General features: G+C 64.9%; 12 protein-coding genes. 4 read left to right on the forward strand and 8 right to left on the reverse strand.

Annotation, left to right across the window (positions count from 1 at the left end):
• Positions 1-94: 94 nt before the first annotated feature.
• Complete coding sequence (locus WH265_RS15800) at positions 95-1,459, reverse strand: M23 family metallopeptidase (protein WP_339558898.1); 1,365 nt, start codon at positions 1,457-1,459, stop codon at positions 95-97.
• A 247-nt stretch (positions 1,460-1,706) separates the two neighbouring features.
• Here WH265_RS15800 and tyrS point away from each other — a divergent pair, with 247 nt between their 5' ends.
• Positions 1,707-2,939, forward strand: a complete 1,233-nt coding sequence (gene tyrS, locus WH265_RS15805) for a tyrosine--tRNA ligase (protein WP_339558899.1) — start codon at positions 1,707-1,709, stop codon at positions 2,937-2,939.
• Between the two features lie 134 nt (positions 2,940-3,073).
• On the opposite strand, the gene WH265_RS15810 is transcribed toward tyrS, so the two are convergent.
• The 3 genes from WH265_RS15810 to WH265_RS15820 form a co-directional block, all read right to left on the reverse strand.
• A complete protein-coding gene (locus WH265_RS15810) occupies positions 3,074-4,057 on the reverse strand; it encodes a Bug family tripartite tricarboxylate transporter substrate binding protein (RefSeq protein WP_339558900.1) in 984 nt (327 codons plus the stop codon).
• Positions 4,058-4,186: 129 nt separating this feature from the next.
• Entirely contained in the window at positions 4,187-5,146 is a 960-nt protein-coding gene (locus WH265_RS15815) for a DUF4240 domain-containing protein (protein WP_339558901.1), read from the reverse strand.
• Positions 5,143-6,117: a LysR substrate-binding domain-containing protein gene (locus WH265_RS15820; RefSeq protein ID WP_339558902.1), complete on the reverse strand. Its 975-nt coding sequence runs from the start codon at positions 6,115-6,117 to the stop codon at positions 5,143-5,145. Before WH265_RS15820 ends, WH265_RS15815 begins: the two co-directional genes overlap by 4 nt.
• 272 nt (positions 6,118-6,389) lie before the next feature.
• Between WH265_RS15820 and WH265_RS15825 the strand changes: the two genes are divergently transcribed.
• Both WH265_RS15825 and glmU read left to right on the forward strand, forming a co-directional pair.
• Complete coding sequence (locus tag WH265_RS15825; protein ID WP_339558903.1) at positions 6,390-6,812, forward strand: DUF2917 domain-containing protein; 423 nt, start codon at positions 6,390-6,392, stop codon at positions 6,810-6,812.
• 155 nt (positions 6,813-6,967) lie between these two features.
• Positions 6,968-8,386 (forward strand): bifunctional UDP-N-acetylglucosamine diphosphorylase/glucosamine-1-phosphate N-acetyltransferase GlmU, encoded by a 1,419-nt coding sequence (gene glmU, locus WH265_RS15830; protein ID WP_339558904.1) that lies wholly within the window; start codon positions 6,968-6,970, stop codon positions 8,384-8,386.
• 34 nt (positions 8,387-8,420) lie between these two features.
• On the opposite strand, the gene WH265_RS15835 is transcribed toward glmU, so the two are convergent.
• The 4 genes from WH265_RS15835 to WH265_RS15850 all read right to left on the reverse strand — a co-directional run bounded on the left by WH265_RS15835 (position 8,421) and on the right by WH265_RS15850 (position 14,316).
• Entirely contained in the window at positions 8,421-10,850 is a 2,430-nt protein-coding gene (locus WH265_RS15835; RefSeq protein ID WP_339558905.1) for a TonB-dependent receptor, read from the reverse strand.
• Positions 10,851-10,959: 109 nt separating this feature from the next.
• Positions 10,960-12,270 carry a sigma-70 family RNA polymerase sigma factor gene (locus tag WH265_RS15840; protein WP_339558906.1) on the reverse strand — a complete coding sequence of 437 codons (1,311 nt, stop codon included), beginning with the start codon at positions 12,268-12,270 and terminating at the stop codon, positions 10,960-10,962.
• A gap of 109 nt (positions 12,271-12,379) precedes the next feature.
• On the reverse strand, positions 12,380-13,480 hold the full coding sequence (locus tag WH265_RS15845) for a GGDEF domain-containing protein (protein ID WP_339558907.1): 1,101 nt from the start codon (positions 13,478-13,480) through the stop codon (positions 12,380-12,382).
• A gap of 314 nt (positions 13,481-13,794) precedes the next feature.
• A complete protein-coding gene (locus WH265_RS15850) occupies positions 13,795-14,316 on the reverse strand; it encodes an Lrp/AsnC family transcriptional regulator (RefSeq protein ID WP_021028895.1) in 522 nt (173 codons plus the stop codon).
• A gap of 124 nt (positions 14,317-14,440) precedes the next feature.
• Here WH265_RS15850 and glmS point away from each other — a divergent pair, with 124 nt between their 5' ends.
• Positions 14,441-16,330 carry a glutamine--fructose-6-phosphate transaminase (isomerizing) gene (glmS, locus tag WH265_RS15855; RefSeq protein WP_339558908.1) on the forward strand — a complete coding sequence of 630 codons (1,890 nt, stop codon included), beginning with the start codon at positions 14,441-14,443 and terminating at the stop codon, positions 16,328-16,330.
• Positions 16,331-16,349: the final 19 nt, after the last annotated feature.

The following is a 16,349-nucleotide window of genomic DNA, read 5'->3' on the forward strand; positions in this document are numbered from 1 at the left end:
AAAGCAAAGGCCCCAACAATACCAAGATTGTGGGGGCCTGGGGGCAGCGGCAGCGGCTGTTACGTGCTGCTTACCGGCGGACGGGCGTAACGGCTTACTGGTTGGCGCTGGTCTCGAGCATCAGCATCTGGTCGTTCAGGGCCAGGCGCATGCTGTTGGCCAGGTTGTCAAACTTGGCGCGGGCCTGGCGGCTGATCGGCTTGCTGGTTTCGCTCTCGGCCACCATGGCCAGCGGGTCACGCTGCTCGCCAGCGACGCGGAACTCAAAGTGCAGGTGTGGGCCGGTGGCCCAGCCGGTCTGGCCGACGGCACCGATCTCGTCGCCCTTGCCCACGCGCGCGCCTTGCTTGACGGCGATGCGGCTCAGGTGGGCGTAGACGGTTTCGTGCTTGTTGCCGTGGTCGATGTAGATCACATTGCCGTAGCCGTTTTGCACGCCGGCAAAGGTCACCAGACCGTCGCCCACGGTGCGCACCGGCGTGCCTTGCGGGGCTGCCAGGTCGGTGCCCTTGTGGGCCGACCAGGTCTTGTGGATGGGGTGCACGCGCATCGCAAAGGCGCTGGAGACGCGGGTGTATTTGACCGGCGAGCCGATGTAGCTGCGCTCGCCGCTTTCGCCGGCGAAGTTGTAGTAGGCGCCCTTGTCCTTGGGCGAGTCCTGGAACCACAGCGCCTCATGGGTCTTGCCGTTGTTGCGGAACTCGGCGCTCAGCAGGCGGCCGGTGCCCAGCACCTCGCCATCGGCTTCCAGCGTTTCGTAGACCAGCGAGAAGCGGTCACCGGCGCGCAGCGCACGGCGGAAATCGATCTTGTCGGCAAACACCTCGACCATCTGGTTCGAGACGTTGTCAGGCAGGCTGGCTGCATCGGTGGCCGCATACAGCGAGCTGCGGATGATGCCGCCCGACAGGCGCGTGCCATGGGTCAGCGGCAGGAATTCGGTCAGGGTGTCGAACTTGCCATCGGCCTTGCGGATGCTAAAGCGCTGGAACACATCGCTGCTGTCACCGGCCCAGCGTACCGTGAGGGTGGTCAGCTCATGGCTTTGGGTGGTCTCGGCGGTGATCTGGCGGCCAGCCTTGCCAATGATGGCGCTGCGCGCCTTGGCGTTGCTACGGATAAAGGCCGCGGCTGCCGGGTCCGCCACGCCCAGGCGGCGCAGCAGGGATTCCGGCGTGTCGTTGCTGCGCACTTCATCGGTGCGGTACAAAGAAAAACCTGGTCCGTCGACCAGGTCTGCGATCGAAATGTCCGAAACCAGCGACTCGACGGGGTATTCCACGGTCTGCACTGGCATGTCGGACGGATTGGGGCCCAGCTCAGCCACGGCAAAAGCGGCGCCGCCGCCAGTCATCAACATGACGGCGAGGGCTGCAGCGAGACGCTTGGGGTGTGCTTGGGCGGTATTGACCAGCTGGCGAATGACGAGGCTGCCAGCGGTGATGAATCCGTTGTTCAATGTTCCATCCCGGTTATGGATGGCCATCTTGCCGGCTGCGTAGTCGGAGCCAAAACAAACCGCGTCTGCAGGCGCGGTAGGGTGTTTTTTAACAAGATGGCACAAAAAAACTTCATGAGCAGCGTTCGCGGGTCTGGATGAAGTCCCCTTGGGACATCGTCTGACAGACGCGGCTAGAATAAAACGCTGCAACGCAAGGGACGCAGTATAACGCCCTCGGCTTTGCTGGCAACCTGAGAAACCCCATATGAATCAATCGACTGTTACAACTTACCCTGTTACCGACCGTGTGCAAGAGGCTTTGCAGGTAAGTCTGCGTGGGGTGGATGAGCTGCTGCCACAGGAGGAATGGGTCAAAAAACTGGCCAAATCCGAGGCGACGGACGTGCCCCTGCGCATCAAGCTGGGCCTGGATCCCACCGCCCCGGACATCCACATTGGCCATACCGTGGTGCTCAACAAGATGCGCCAGCTGCAGGACCTGGGCCATACCGTGATCTTCCTGATCGGCGATTTCACCACCCTGATTGGCGACCCGTCGGGCCGCAACAGCACCCGGCCGCCGCTGACTGCGGCGCAGATCCAGGTGAATGCCGAGACCTACCGCGAGCAGGCCTACAAGGTGCTCGACCCGAGCAAGACCGAGCTGCGCTACAACAGTGAGTGGTGCGACAAGCTGGGCGCGCGCGGCATGATCGAGCTGTCGGCCAAGTACACCGTGGCGCGCATGATGGAGCGCAACGACTTCCACACCCGCTTCCACGAAGGCAGCTCGATCAGCCTGCACGAGTTTCTCTACCCGCTGCTGCAGGGCTATGACTCGGTGGCGCTCAAGAGCGACCTGGAGCTGGGCGGCACCGACCAGAAGTTCAATCTGATGATGGGCCGCCATCTGCAGGCCGAGTACGGCCAGGAATCGCAGTGCGTGCTGACCATGCCGCTTCTGGTGGGCCTGGACGGCGTGCACAAGATGTCCAAGTCCAAGAACAACTACATCGGCATCACCGAAGACGCCAACACCATGTTCGCCAAGGTGCTGTCGATCTCGGACGACCTGATGTGGGACTGGTTCACGCTGCTGTCCTTCATGAGCCTGCCGGAAATCGCCGCGCTCAAGCTGGAGATCGAAGGCGGCCGCAACCCCAAGGACGCCAAGGTGCTGCTGGCCAAGGAAATCACCGCGCGCTTCCACAGCGCCGCTGCAGCCGAGGCGGCCGAGCAGGATTTCATCAACCGCAGCAAGGGCGGTATCCCGGACGACATCCCCGAAGTCGCGCTCAGCGGCGCGCCGTTGGGCATTGGCGCCCTGCTCAAGCAGGCCAACCTCGCCCCTTCGACCAGCGAAGCCAACCGCCTGATCGACGGCGGCGGTGTGCGGGTGGACGGCGTGGTGATCGAAGACAAGGGCCTGAAGCTGCCCGCCGGCAGCTTTGTCGTGCAAGTGGGTAAGCGCAAGTTTGCCCGCGTGACCTTGGCCTAAAGCTGGGTTGGCCGGGCTGGTCTGGCCCGGCTGGCTGTTTGATCCAAGAGCCGCTTCCCTTTGTGGGGAAGCGGCTCTTTTTTCTGAGCGCTTCTTTTTGACGGCTGCTGGCATGCGCCAGTCAGCAGGCAGACCTACTGCAGCTCGATCTTGGCCTGGGTCGCAATGCGCTTCCACAGCGCAATCTCATCGGCCTGGAACTGGCGCATCTGCGCCGGGCCGCCGCTCATCGCCGTGGCGCCCAGGTTGGCATAGAACTGCTGGGTTTCGGGCTCGGCCGCAATCTGCATGAACCAGCCCGCCAGCTTGGCGCTGGTGTCCGCCGGCGTCTTGCTGTTGACCATCGCGCCCACCCAGGTGTAGGCCTCGATGCCGGGCAGGCCCGCTTCGCGGGCGGTGGGCACATGGGGCAGGGCGGCCACGCGGCTGTCGGAGGCGACGGCCAGACCCGTCAGCCGCCCGGCCTTGATCAGCTCCTGCACCGAGGTGGCCTCGGCAAAGGCGTAATCCACCGTGTGGCCGGCCACAGCGGTAGCGACTTCGCCCGCGCCCTTGAAGGGCACATGCACCGTCTGCACCTTGGCCACATCGTTGAACAGCTCACCCATCAGCTGGTAGCCGGCCGAGCCCGCGCCAAAGTTGATCTTGCCAGGGCTGGCCTGGGCCTTGGCCACCAGATCCTTGAGCTGCCTGGTATCGGCATCCCCCGGCGCCACGACGATGGCCGGGGCGCGCATCATCATCGTCAGCGGTGCAAAGTCCTTTTGCGGGTCATAGGGCAGCTCCTTGAACAGCGCTGTGTTCACCGCCAGGGTGGAGTTGCTGCCAATAAAGACGGTGTAGCCATCGGCCGGGGCCGACAAGGCCTGCTTGACCGCTATAAAACCATTGCCGCCGGGCCGGTTCTCCACCACCACCGGCTGGCCGCTGAGCTGCTGCAGCTTTTTGGCGTAGTAGCGCGCCGACGTATCGGTGCCGCTGCCCGGCCCAAAGGGCACGATGAATTTGATGGGCTTGCTGGGAAAGTCCTGGGCCTGCAGCGCCGGGCTGGCGGCGCCCGCGAGCAGCGCCGCACACAGCGCCAGCGCCCGCCGGCGGGCAAAGCGAGGGTTGAACATGGCTGTCTCCTTGTGTCGTTATAGGTGGCTGCCTGCGGGCGTGGAACGCGCATGCAGCCGCTTTGACTGTAGGGAGGGTGCTCAGGCCTGTCTATGTGCGATTTGCTTGGGGTTGATACGTCAGGTGTATCAAGAGGCGGGCTTTGACCAAAGCGCCGGGCTGTTGGGGTCGAGCGTGACCAGCGACATATTGCTCTCCCGGTCTTCAAAGACCATGATCGCGGTGACGTGTTGCCCATCGTTGGCGAACAAGGTTTTGACACGGGCAGGCCCGTAGTTCTTGTGAATCAGAACATCACCCAGCGAAACGGTACCCAGGTCCGCGACTGGAAGCGATTCCGGGCTTTGGTAGGCGTCGATGGCGGCTTGTACGGCCAGGTCTGAGTCCTGCTTGTCCTTGCCAAACCTTGCCCACAGGCGTGGCAGGCGCTGCTCCAGCACCAGGTCGCTGTAGTCCTGCCAATTCCAAGTGGTTTTTGGCATGCCCTTTGGTGGACGCGTGGGCATCGCGTCAAACAGGTCTTTTCCTGTCACTGCCTGGTAGGCGTAATAAGGGGCAGTACCGTAGGTTCCCCACTCGGCTCCCTCATCGGGATGGCTGGCAACAACCGCTGCCAGTTCAGCCAGCGAGTCGGCATCGGTCAAGGCGCGCTCGTACACGGCTTGCCCTTGCCCGATCAGCCATAGGCGAAAGTATTCAAAGCCACTGTCCGTCCCATGGCCCCGGTTGAGCAGCAGCCCCGCAGCCCAGACATCCCCTTGGTCTGCCTTTCCACGCAACCGCTCAAGCTGCATTTGAAAATCGACAATGTCTTGCGCAGGGCGCTGTGCCAGCAACTGCGCAAGGCGCTGCGCGTGCTCCGCATCGCCACCTGGGCCTTTGGCTTGCTCAATCAATGTCCAACATTGTGCTTCGGTCATGGCGCTTTCGCTGTGGGATGAGGTTTTCAGGTGCTTAAGTACATAGGGCGCCACCAAGCCGGCCAACGCCACCAAGACCACCGGCACCCCCAGCAGCCACCATAGCATCAGCTTGCCCTCGCGCCGAAAGTGCTGGTTGATGTGCGGCGCTTTGCGCTCCTCGCTCATGGCTCCGGTCGGTCACCAATCGCCGTGCGCGTGGCGGCGGCCTGCAACTGCAGCCAGGCGCAAAAGGCGGTGACTTCGGGGCGTTGCTGGCTGCGCGGGCCAATGATCAGCCAGTAGGCGAGCGGTGAATCCATGCGGTATTCGGGCAGCACCTCGACCAGATCGCCATTGGCCAGCGCATCGGCCACCAGTGGCATGCGTGCCAGCGCCAGGCCCTGGCCGGTCAGGGCGGCTTGTGCGATCTGGTGCGCGTAGTTGAGGTACAGCCAGCGTTTGGGTTGCAGATTGCCGCAGCCGTGCAGCTCCAGCCAGCGCTCCCAGGTCAGCCAGTCCAGGTGCTGCAGGCGGTGGGCGTCGCCTGCCTCGATCAAGGTGTGGCGGGCCACGTCGGCGGGTTGGCTGATGCGCGGGTGGCTTTGCAGCAGCCAGGGGCTGGCGACAACGGCCAGTTGCTCGCCAAACAGGCGCTGCGCGTTGGCGGTGGCGTGCTGGGGCAGGCTGTAGCGCAGCGCCAGGTCCACATCCGAGGTTTCCAAGTCGAGGACGTTGTCGGTGGCATCAATGCGGATGTCGATCTCGGGGTTGTCGCGCTGAAAAGCCTCCATGCGCGGGATCAGCCACATCGACGCAAAGCTGGCCCAGGTGGTGATGGCCACGCTCTTGCGGCCACTGGTCTGGCGGATCAGGCGCACGGCCGAGTCGATGCGCTCGATGGCCGGCGAGACGGCGCGCTGCAGCTGGGCGCCAGCGCTGGTCAGCTCCACCGCGCGGGTATGGCGCAAAAACAGCGCAATGCCGACCTCGTCTTCCAGCGCCTGGATCTGCCGGCTGACGGCCGACTGGGTCAACGCCAGCTCCTCGGCAGCGGCGCGAAAGTTCAGGTAGCGAGCTACCGCCAGAAAAGCGCGCAGATGGCCCACGGCGATGGGCCGGGTGCGGAGCAGGGAAGGCGGCAGAGGCAGGTCTGGCATGGTGGAGGCACTGTAGCAAGAAGTACACACTGCGCCAGGGTGTATGCCCGGGGCAGGCCAACCATCATGCTCCTGCTTCGATAGCTGCCGCTGGCTTGGTGTGGCCTTGGGGCTGCGGAAAGACCAAAACCTAGGGTAAACCATTAATGCTGCGGCTGCATCGATCGGCCCTGTTTTATTCATTGGACGCAGGCGCTGCCCAGGCGCAAGATACGCATATCGGGTAAACCCTAGGATCGAAACGAGACCAGGGCCCTGCAAAGGAAAACACCATGGCAATGTCTGCATCTCATGTTCTGTCTGCTGGCTCCATCGCTGCGCGCCCCGCGCGTGCCAGCCGCGCTGCCTCGGCCGCTGCCGAGATGCGCATTCTGCCCACCGGCAAGGCCATCAGCTTTGTGCCCCAGCGCGATACTGTGCTGCGCATCTCCGAAGGCACCGCCTGGGTAACCCTGGGCCTGGGTCTGAGCAACGAAGCCAGCCTGCAAGCCGGTGACTTGGTGCTGCACGCCGGCCACACGGTTGTGCTCAAGGCCGGCCAATCGGTCGTCATCGAGAGCAAGCGCCAGGATGCGCTGGTCTACCACTTCCCCAAGAACCAGGGCGGCCAGCCGAACCTGGACGAGCAGCCCGCACGCTGGTTCACCCGCTTCCAATGGGGTAAGACCGACGGCAGCATGCTCTACAGCATCTAAGCTCTGTGCCTTCTCCAACGACAGCCTGCCTCGTGCAGGCTGTTTTTTTGCCCGAAAGCGCTTGCGCCCCTACGGGTGCTGAGCCAGAGAGCGCGCGATAATCACAGGGTTTTGTCTTTTAGAGGCGGTGCCCGGCGCCGCCTCGCTGATCCACCATGACCGCTCCACTCGACATCATCATCATGGCCGCCGGCAAGGGCACGCGCATGAAAAGCCGCCACCCCAAGGTGTTGCAAAAGCTGGCCGGGCGCGCGCTGCTGCAGCATGTGCTCGATACCGCTGCCCAGCTGCAGGCCCGCTCGGCGGTGGTGATCACCGGCCATGGCGCTGACCAGGTGGAGGCGGCGATAGGCCAGAACCGCGCCGGCATCAGCCAGCTGGCCTTTGCGCGCCAGGAGCCGCAACTGGGCACGGGCCACGCGGTGCAGCAGGCGGTGCCTTTGCTGGCCGACGATGGCATGGCGATTGTGCTGTCCGGCGATGTGCCACTGACGCAGGCGGACACCTTGCAGGGCCTGCTTGATGCCGCAGGCAGCGACCGCATGGCCCTGCTCACCGTCAACATGCCCGACCCCACGGGTTACGGCCGCATTGTGCGCAATGCCGAGGGAACGGTGCAGCGCATCGTCGAGCAAAAGGATGCGAATGCGGACGAGCGCGCGATCACTGAGGTTTACAGCGGCATCATGGCCGTGCCGCTGCGCCGGCTCAAGCCCTGGCTGGCCCAGCTGAACAACCACAACGCCCAGAGCGAGTACTACCTGACCGACATTGTGGCGATGGCCGTTGCCGATGGCGTGGCCGTGGAAGGCCATTGCATTGCCGATGTGCTGCAGGTGGCCGGCATCAACAGCCCCCAGCAACTGGCCGAGCTCGAGCGTGCCCACCAGATGCGTAAGGCCCAGGCGCTGATGGCCCAGGGTGTGCGCATGGCCGACCCGGCCCGTTTTGACCTGCGCGACGATGCGCGCGGCGGCAAGGCGCAGCTCATCTGCGGCCAGGATGTGGAGATCGATGTGGGCTGCATCTTTGGCGGCCAGGTGCGCATTGGCGATGGCGCGCGCATTGGCGCCTACTGCCATATCAGCAATGCCGAGATTGCCGCCGATGCGGTGATCCACCCGTTTACCCATATCGATGGCGAGGCTGCGGGCGCCCTGGTGGGCGAGGGCGCGCTGGTCGGGCCCTTTGCCCGACTGCGCCCTGGTGCCCAGCTGGGCAAGCAGGTGCACATCGGCAATTTTGTCGAGGTCAAGAACTCGCGCCTGGCAGATGGCGCCAAGGCCAACCACCTGGCCTACCTGGGCGATGCCGAGGTTGGCGAACGGGTCAACTACGGCGCGGGCAGCATCACCGCCAACTATGACGGCGCCAACAAGCACCGCACCGTGATCGAAGCCGATGTGCATGTGGGCAGCAACTGCGTGCTGGTAGCGCCGCTGACCATTGGCGCCGGTGGCACCGTGGGCGGCGGCTCCACCATCACCAAGAGCACGCCGCCGGGCGCCTTGAGCGTGGCGCGCGGCAAGCAGGTCAGCATTGCGAACTGGGACCGGCCGCAGAAGAAAAGCTAAGCGCCTCTTCTAGAACCGGCGCTGCCCAGCAGCCTTAGAAATCCACCGACGCCGACACGACAAAGGTGCGCGGCACCATCGGCGATACCGCGCCCCAGGACGTGACCCCTGCCCATGCATTGCGGTCCGCCAGGTTCTGCACGGTGGCGCGCAAGGTGGTCTTGCGGTCGGCGATGCGGGTGGTGTAGCGCAGGCCCAGGTCGGCGCGGGTCCAGGCCGGAATGCGCAGCTGGTTGGCCTGGTCGGCATACTGGGCGCCGGTGTAGGCCAGGTCGGCGATCAGGCTCAGGCCCTGGAGGGCGGGCACATCCCACTCGACCCCCACATTGGCCAGCAGGCGCGAGGTGCCAATGGGCCGGTTGCCCACCAGTGCGGCCGTCGCAGCACGGGTGATCTCCGGCTTCAGCACGGTCAGGCCGCCCAGCAGGCGCAGGCCCTTGGCGGCTTCGCCATAAGCGTACAGCTCCATGCCCAGGTTGCGCTGCTCGCCATTGCTTTGGTAGACGCCCTGGTTCAGCCCGCCGCTGGGTTTCTCGATGCTGAACAGCGAGGCCGTGGCCATGAAGCTGCCCAGGTCGTACTTGCTGCCGATCTCGTACTGGCGGCTTTTGTAGGGGCGCAGCACCTCGCCGTAGTTGCTGGCCGACGGCGGCGCGATATCGCCCTTGCTCAGCCCTTCGATGTAGTTGGCGTAGAGCGACCAGTGGGGCGCCTGGCGCCAGACCACGCCCAGCGCAGGTGTGGTGACCCGCTCGTCATAGACATTGGCGGTGGCGCCGGTCAGCGCATTGAAGTTGGTCGATTTGATCACCTGGTGGCGCAGGCCCAGGGACAGCTGCAGGCGGTCGTTCAGCAGCCCCACCGTGTCGACCAGCGCCAGGCTGGTGTTGCGGTTGTCATGGATGCGCGGAATGACGCTCGGCCGGGCAATGCTCTGCGGGCTGTTGGCAATGGGCGCATAGATGTTGGACTGGATCGTGCTGCCCGCTTGCAGCGCGCGGTGGAACTCCTCGCGGTAGCTGGCCAGCTGCAGCGTGACGGAGTGCTTGACCCCCGCCAGCGCAAAGCGCGAGCGCAGGCCCGCATCGATGGTGCTGCGGTCCACATCAAACACCGCATAGGTGGGGGTGCTGCTGGTGGCGCCGGAGGCCGAGGTCAGGCGCGGGGCCGAGTCGTAGAGGCGGTCCACATCGGCGCGCGACTGGCCCACATTGGCAAACACCGTGAGCTGCTCGGTCACATCGAACTCGGTGCGCAGCAGCACCGCGCGCTCGCGGTTGTCCGACCATTCCCAGGCCTGCGAGGCATTGCGCTTGCCGCTGGGGGCTGCCGGCAGCGCGGTCAGCCCGCTGGGCATGATGGGCCGGCCCACGCCGTCGATGCGCTCGTCCTGCGACAGGATGTCAAGCGTGGCGCGGAACTGCGCCACTTCGTAATCCAGCGCCAGGGCCAGCACATTGCCATTGCTGCGCTGCTGGTCCACCACCGTATCGCCCTGGTACTTGCTGGCATTGATGCGGATGCCGTACTGGCCCTCGTCGCCAAAGCGCCGGCCCACATCGGCATGGGTGTTCCAGAGGCTGTCGGAGCTGTGGCCCAGGGTCAGCCTGGCGACCTCTTCATTGGCGCGCTTGGGCGCGATATTGATCACGCCGCCGACCGAGCCGTTGGGCGACATGCCAAACAGCAGCGCGCCGGGGCCCTTGATGACCTCGATGCGGTCCACATACTCGGTGCGCACGCGGTAGTTGGGCGCAATGCCGTAGATGCCGTCAAAGCCGATTTCGCCGGAGTTGCCTTCCCAGATCGGAAAGCCCCGGATATAGAGATTGTCCACATTGCCGCCGGGCAGCACGGTGTAGCGCACCGAGGGGTCGCGGTTCACCGCCTCGGCAATGGTGCTGGCCTGCTGGTCGCGCACCGCCTGGGCGGTGTAGCTGGTGGTGCTGAAGGGCGCATCCATATTGCTGGTGTTGCCCAGCACGCCCAGCCGCACCCCCTTGGCCACCTGGCCACCGGCATAGGGCGCTGGCAGCAGGTTGACATACTGGTCGCCGGCCGACACGGTGACCTGGGGCAGGGTGGGGTCCTGGGCTGGCGCAGGGGCTGGCGCTGGTATGCGCTCCAGGGTCAAGGTGCCGCCTGCGATGCGGCCTTGCAGGCCAGTGCCCTGCAGCAGCTGGGCCAGGCCTTGCTGCAGTTCATAGCGGCCGCTGAGCGCCTGTGACTGCCGGCCCTGCACCAGCTCGGAGGCATAGGTCAGCTGCAGGCCGGCCTGGCGGGCAAACTGGCTCAGCGCAGCGGACAGGGGCTGGGCGGGCAGCTCCAGCTGCAGGCTTTGGGCAGAGGCCAGCTGCAGCTGCAGCCCCAGGCAGAGCGCAGCGCAGGCGCGGGCCAGGGTAGAGCGGCGGCGCAAGGGGGAAGAGCGCGAGGAAATAACGGAGGGCGCAGGGGCGAGAGGCATAAAGGCTTTCAGCAAGAGCGAAGGGGATGGCCAAAGACCGAGGCCTGGAGGGCCAGACCGGTCTTCTGAAAGCAAATACGAACCAGGCCGCAAAACCCTGAAAAATACATCAGCTCTTTTTGCGCAGGCTGATCAGCAAGGCGCCATCGGCCTGGGCCTTGACCTGCACCGGCGCCAGCTGCGGCAGGTTGCGCAGCCAGCGCTCGGCCTGCACGATGCGCACATGGCCGCTGATGGCCAGCTGCGCAGCGCCCGCATCAATCTGCAGCGGGCGGCTGCTGTAGCGCCCCAGGCGCTCGACCACCTGGCCCAGCGGCTGCTGGTCAAAGACCAGCTCGCCCTCGCGCCAGGCGGCAGGCCGGGGCTGGGCCTGTACCTGCCAGGCAGCTGCGCCAGCGGCCAGCGGCACGCGCAGCGATTGCTGGCCTTGCAGCACGATCTGCAGCTGGCTGCCCAGCTGCTCCACCCGCACCTGGCCCGATTCAACCTGCACCAGCACCGCATCGGGCTCCAGCTCCACGCCAAAGCTGGTGCCCAGCACGCGGATGCGCACGGCGCCGGCCTGCACCTCAAAGGGCCGGCTGGTATCGCGCGCCACGCTGAAGAAGGCCGCGCCCGCCAGCAGCTGGGCCTCGCGGAGGCCTGCGCGGTAGCGCAGTTCCACATGGCTGGCGGCATCAATGCGCAGCTGGCTGCCATCGGGCAGATCCAGGCTGCGTTGCATGCCGGTGCCACTGGCGAGGCTGCCTTGCCACAGCAGGCGCTGCTGCCACAGCTGCCAGGCGGGCCAGCCGGCGCAGGCCAGGCCCGCCACCCCCAGCAACGCGCCCAGCGCGCCCCGGCGGCGGCGCCGCGCAGCGGCCTGCTGCATGCCCTGGGCATCGCCGCGCCAGCGCAGCAGAGCGGCTTCCAGGCAGGCATCGGCCTGCATCAGGTCGCGCTCCACGGTGTTCAGCGATACCTGCAGGGTCTGCGCAATCTGCGCATGGGTCTGGCCCTGCAGGCGGTGGGCCAGCAGGGCCGACTGCATGCGTGCGGGCAGCTCGGCGATGACCTGGGCCACCAGATCCAGCGCCTGGCGGTACATGGCCTGGTCGGCCACATCGCTGGCGCTGGGGGGCTGCAGCTGCTGCCAATCCTGCAGGCTGCGCTGCTGCACGCCGCGCTGGCGCAAATGGTCCAGCGCCAGGTGCTTGGCGGTGGCAAACAGGTAGGCGCGGGCGGCTTCCTGGCTGGGGGAGCTGCCATCGGGCAATTGCGCGGGGGCGGCCGCCAAGCGCAGCCAGGTCTCCTGCACCAGGTCACGGGCCTCATCGCGGCTGCCGGTCTTGCCGGTCAGGTAGGCCAGCAGCTGCGGCTGGTGGGCGCAGAAAAGCGCATGCCAGCGTTGGGCGCTCCAGGGGGCAAGAGAAGATGGCATGGAGGTGGCAAAGCTCTGAAAACGAGAATGACTATCATTCTAGTTTCTAGACCTTCGCCATGCCGATGCGGGGGCAGGCAGGCGGGGATGGCCTGCCTGCGGGAGAGGATCAGCTGGCCGCTGCTGCCGGGCCCGGCATATTGGCCAGCTCGGCCAGGTGCGCGGCCGAGATTGGTTCCAGCTCGGCATAGCTGCCGTACATGCGCGGGGCGCCCCGGGCCTGTTCCAGTGCCGCTTCGGCCTGCACGATCCAGTCATCTACCGACTGGTGGTACTTGGCCAGGCTGGCAATGCCGATGCTGACGCTGATCTGCACATCGGGCCAGTCGCGCAGGCGGCGGTTGAGCGCCTGGCTGTGGATGCGGTCGGCAATCTGGTTGGCAATGTCCAGGTTCACACCCGACAGCAGCACGGCAAACGAGTCGCCGCCAAAGCGGCAGGTGGCGTCGCCCGGGCGCACGCAGGTGCGCAAGGTGTTGGCCACGGCAATGATGACCTCGTCGCCAGCGGTCTCGCCATGGCGGCTGTTGAGCTCGCGGAAGTTATCCACATCGACGACGATGAGGAATGCCGGAATGTCTTTTTGCTTGGCATAGGCGAACAGGCGGGTCGCCAGATCCTGCCAGTACATGCGGCCAAAAAATCCGGTCATCGCATCGACGCGGCGCATCACCATCAGCATCTGCTCTTTGTGGGCCAGGCTGCGCAGCAGGTGGCCGGTGGCAATGCCTTGCATGGCCAGGTACAGGGCGACGGCCAGCAGGCTGCCGACAATGGTGAAGGTGCTGGTGTGGTGCTGGACCTCGAACGAGGTGAGCAGACCGGTGACCGCCAGGCCCGCAATGGCGCCGACGACGGCCAGGGCCGCGTGGCGCACACTTTGCATGGCGTAGGTGCAGTGCACCAGCACCATCAGCATGATGGCACTGGTCAGCAGGTGGAAATGCACCAGCGCCACCCAGACGCCAATGACCAGGCCGTCGACAAAGCTGAGGATGACATCGTTGACGTCCGACCCGCCCGTGCGGCGGGTGCGCCAGCGGGCCAGCAGGGGCCAGGCCAGCAGCGGCAGCGCCACAGCCAGCCAGATGGGCCAGGAGGCATTGCGCTGCCACAGCGCGCCTGCGGCGGCCAGCGCACAGGACGCCAGAAAAACAATGCGGCCCCAGTCACTGCGCTGCTGGGTGCTGTCCATTTTGATATGCACCATGTATAGCCTCTCCTAGCCGTGGGTCACAGTCGTTGCAGGCATACCTGTCAATGTTACTGTTTGATACTCCCGGTGTAAGTATGAGGCCGGACCATCGCCAAGACAAGCCAGTCCGGGCTTGTTACATTTGTTGAATGTTTTTCGTCCACAACGACTGCCCGAGAGTGGTCATGCACATCGCAGCCATGCACGGTGGCTGCGGAGGGCTGGGGTGGCAAGGCCGTAGCCCAATGCCCGTTTTTACCAAGCGGGTAATCGCAGGGCTTCAGAGGGCGTTGGCATCGCCAAGCCTGCTGTTGAGGCGTTGGCTGGCTTTAGCTATGGTGCGACAGGTGCGGACCCTTGGGCAGGGGGATGCGGGTGATGAACTTGCTGCGCTTGGTGGCGAAGTAGGTTTTCACATTGCGTACATTGCTTTGTGAGGTGAAGAGCTTTTGCGTCAGCGCCAGGTAGCCGGGCATGTCATGGGCGTAGACCACCAGCACAAAGTCCGGCCCCGGGCTGACGCGCCAGCATTGCTGCACCTGGTCGTTCTGCACCACGGCGGCCTCAAAGGCATCGAGCTCTTCGGCGCCCTGGCGCTCGAGGCTCACTTCGACCAGCGCAAACAGGCCAAAGCCCTGCACCTTGGCCAGCACATCGTGCGAGAGCAAGGCGACCTCGGCGGCGATCAGGCCCAGCTCGCGCAGGCGCTTGATGCGCCGCAGGCAGGTGGGGGGCGAGACATGCACCTTGTCGGCCAGCGCGTGGTTGCTGACCGAGGCGTCCTTTTGCAAGGCATCGAGCAGCTGAAGGTCGATGATATCCAGCGTGAAATCATTCAAATCATCGTTCATTATGAAATTTTATTTCAATAGATATTTAATGAGAAATATTATTTCAAAAACTTGCAAAAATGGAAAGAAAATAAAATGCTGACCTGTCTACACTGCAGCCATTGTTGATCAAGGAGTGAATGCTATGTGCGGCATTGTTGGTGCAGTTTCTACGCGCAATATCGTCCCTGTGCTGGTGCAAGGCCTGCAGCGGCTGGAGTACCGGGGTTATGACTCCTGCGGTGTGGCCGTGCATGAAGCGAGCCTCGACGGCCGCCAGCCCGGCGGCCTGCGCCGCGCCCGCAGCACGGCCCGCGTCGCCGAGCTGGTGGAGCAGGTAGCGAGCGAGCAGCTGCAGGGCGCCACCGGCATTGCCCACACGCGCTGGGCCACGCATGGTGCGCCCGCCGTGCACAATGCCCACCCGCATTTCAGCGCTGGCCCCGGTGTGGCCGATGTGCAAGCCGTGGGCCGCGTGGCCCTGGTGCACAACGGCATCATCGAGAACCACGAAGCGCTGCGCACCGAGCTGCAGGCCAAGGGCTACCAGTTCCTGAGCCAGACCGATACCGAAGTGATTGCCCACCTGGTGGACAGCCACTACGACGGCGACCTGTTCACGGCCTTGCAGCAAGCCATCAAGTCCCTGCGCGGCGCCTATGCGATTGCCGTCATGCACAAGGACGAGCCCCACCGCGTGGTCGGCGCACGTGCCGGCTCGCCGCTGATCCTGGGCGTGGGCAACAACGAGAACTTCCTGGCCAGCGATGCGATGGCGCTGGCCGGCGTGACCGACCAGATCGTCTACCTGGCTGAAGGCGACATGGTCGACCTGCAGATTGGCCGCTACTGGGTGGTGGACCACAACGGCAAGACGCTGGAGGCGGCCGACCGCCCGGTCAAGACCGTGCATGCGCACAGTGGCGCGGTGGAGCTGGGCCCCTACCGCCACTACATGCAAAAAGAGATCTTCGAGCAGCCGCGCGCGATTGCCGATACGCTCGAAGGCGTGCAAAGCGTGGTGCCCGAGCTGTTTGATGGCGTGGAGGGCGATGCCGCCTGGCGCGTGTTCAAGGAGATCGACGAGGTGCTGATCCTGGCCTGCGGCACCAGCTACTACAGCGGCTGCACCGCCAAGTACTGGATCGAAGGCCTGGCGGGCATCCGCTGCAATGTGGAAGTGGCCAGCGAATACCGCTACCGCAAGAGCGTGCCCAACCCCCGGGCGCTGGTCGTCACCATCAGCCAATCGGGCGAGACGGCCGATACGCTGGCTGCACTGCGCCATGCCCAGGGCCTGGGCATGACCAATACCTTGACCATCTGCAATGTGGCCACCAGCGCCATGGTGCGCGAGTGCAAGCTGAGCTACATCACCCGTGCGGGCATGGAGATCGGCGTGGCCTCGACCAAGGCCTTTACCACCCAGCTGGCGGGCCTGTTCCTGCTGACCCTGGCCCTGGGCCAGAGCAAGGGCCACATCACCGAAGCCCAGTCCGATGCCTACCTGGAAAAAATGCGCCACTTGCCGCTGGCCCTGCAAGCCGTGCTGGCGCTCGAACCCCAGGTAGTGAGCTGGGCCGAGGACTTTGCGCGCAAGGAAAACGCGCTCTTCCTGGGCCGTGGCATCCACTACCCGATCGCGCTGGAAGGTGCGCTCAAGCTCAAGGAAATCAGCTACATCCACGCCGAAGCCTACCCGGCAGGCGAGCTCAAACACGGCCCACTGGCGCTGGTGGACAGCGAGATGCCCGTCGTCACCGTCGCCCCCAATGACGAGCTGCTGGAAAAGCTGAAAAGCAATATGCAGGAAGTGCGCGCGCGCGGCGGCGTGCTCTATGTGCTGGCCGATGCCAACACCAATATCGAGAACGAAGAGGGCATGCATGTGATCCGCATGCCCGAGCACTACGGCGTGCTCAGCCCCATCCTGCATGTGGTGCCGCTGCAGCTGCTGTCGTACCACACGGCCGTGGCACGCGGCACCGATGTGGACAAGCCGCGCAACCTGGCCAAATCGGTTACGGTGGAATAAGACATGCCGGCATGGTTTG

This window comes from Comamonas sp. MYb396, assembly GCF_037479555.1.
Taxonomy (GTDB): Bacteria; Pseudomonadota; Gammaproteobacteria; order Burkholderiales; family Burkholderiaceae_C; genus Comamonas.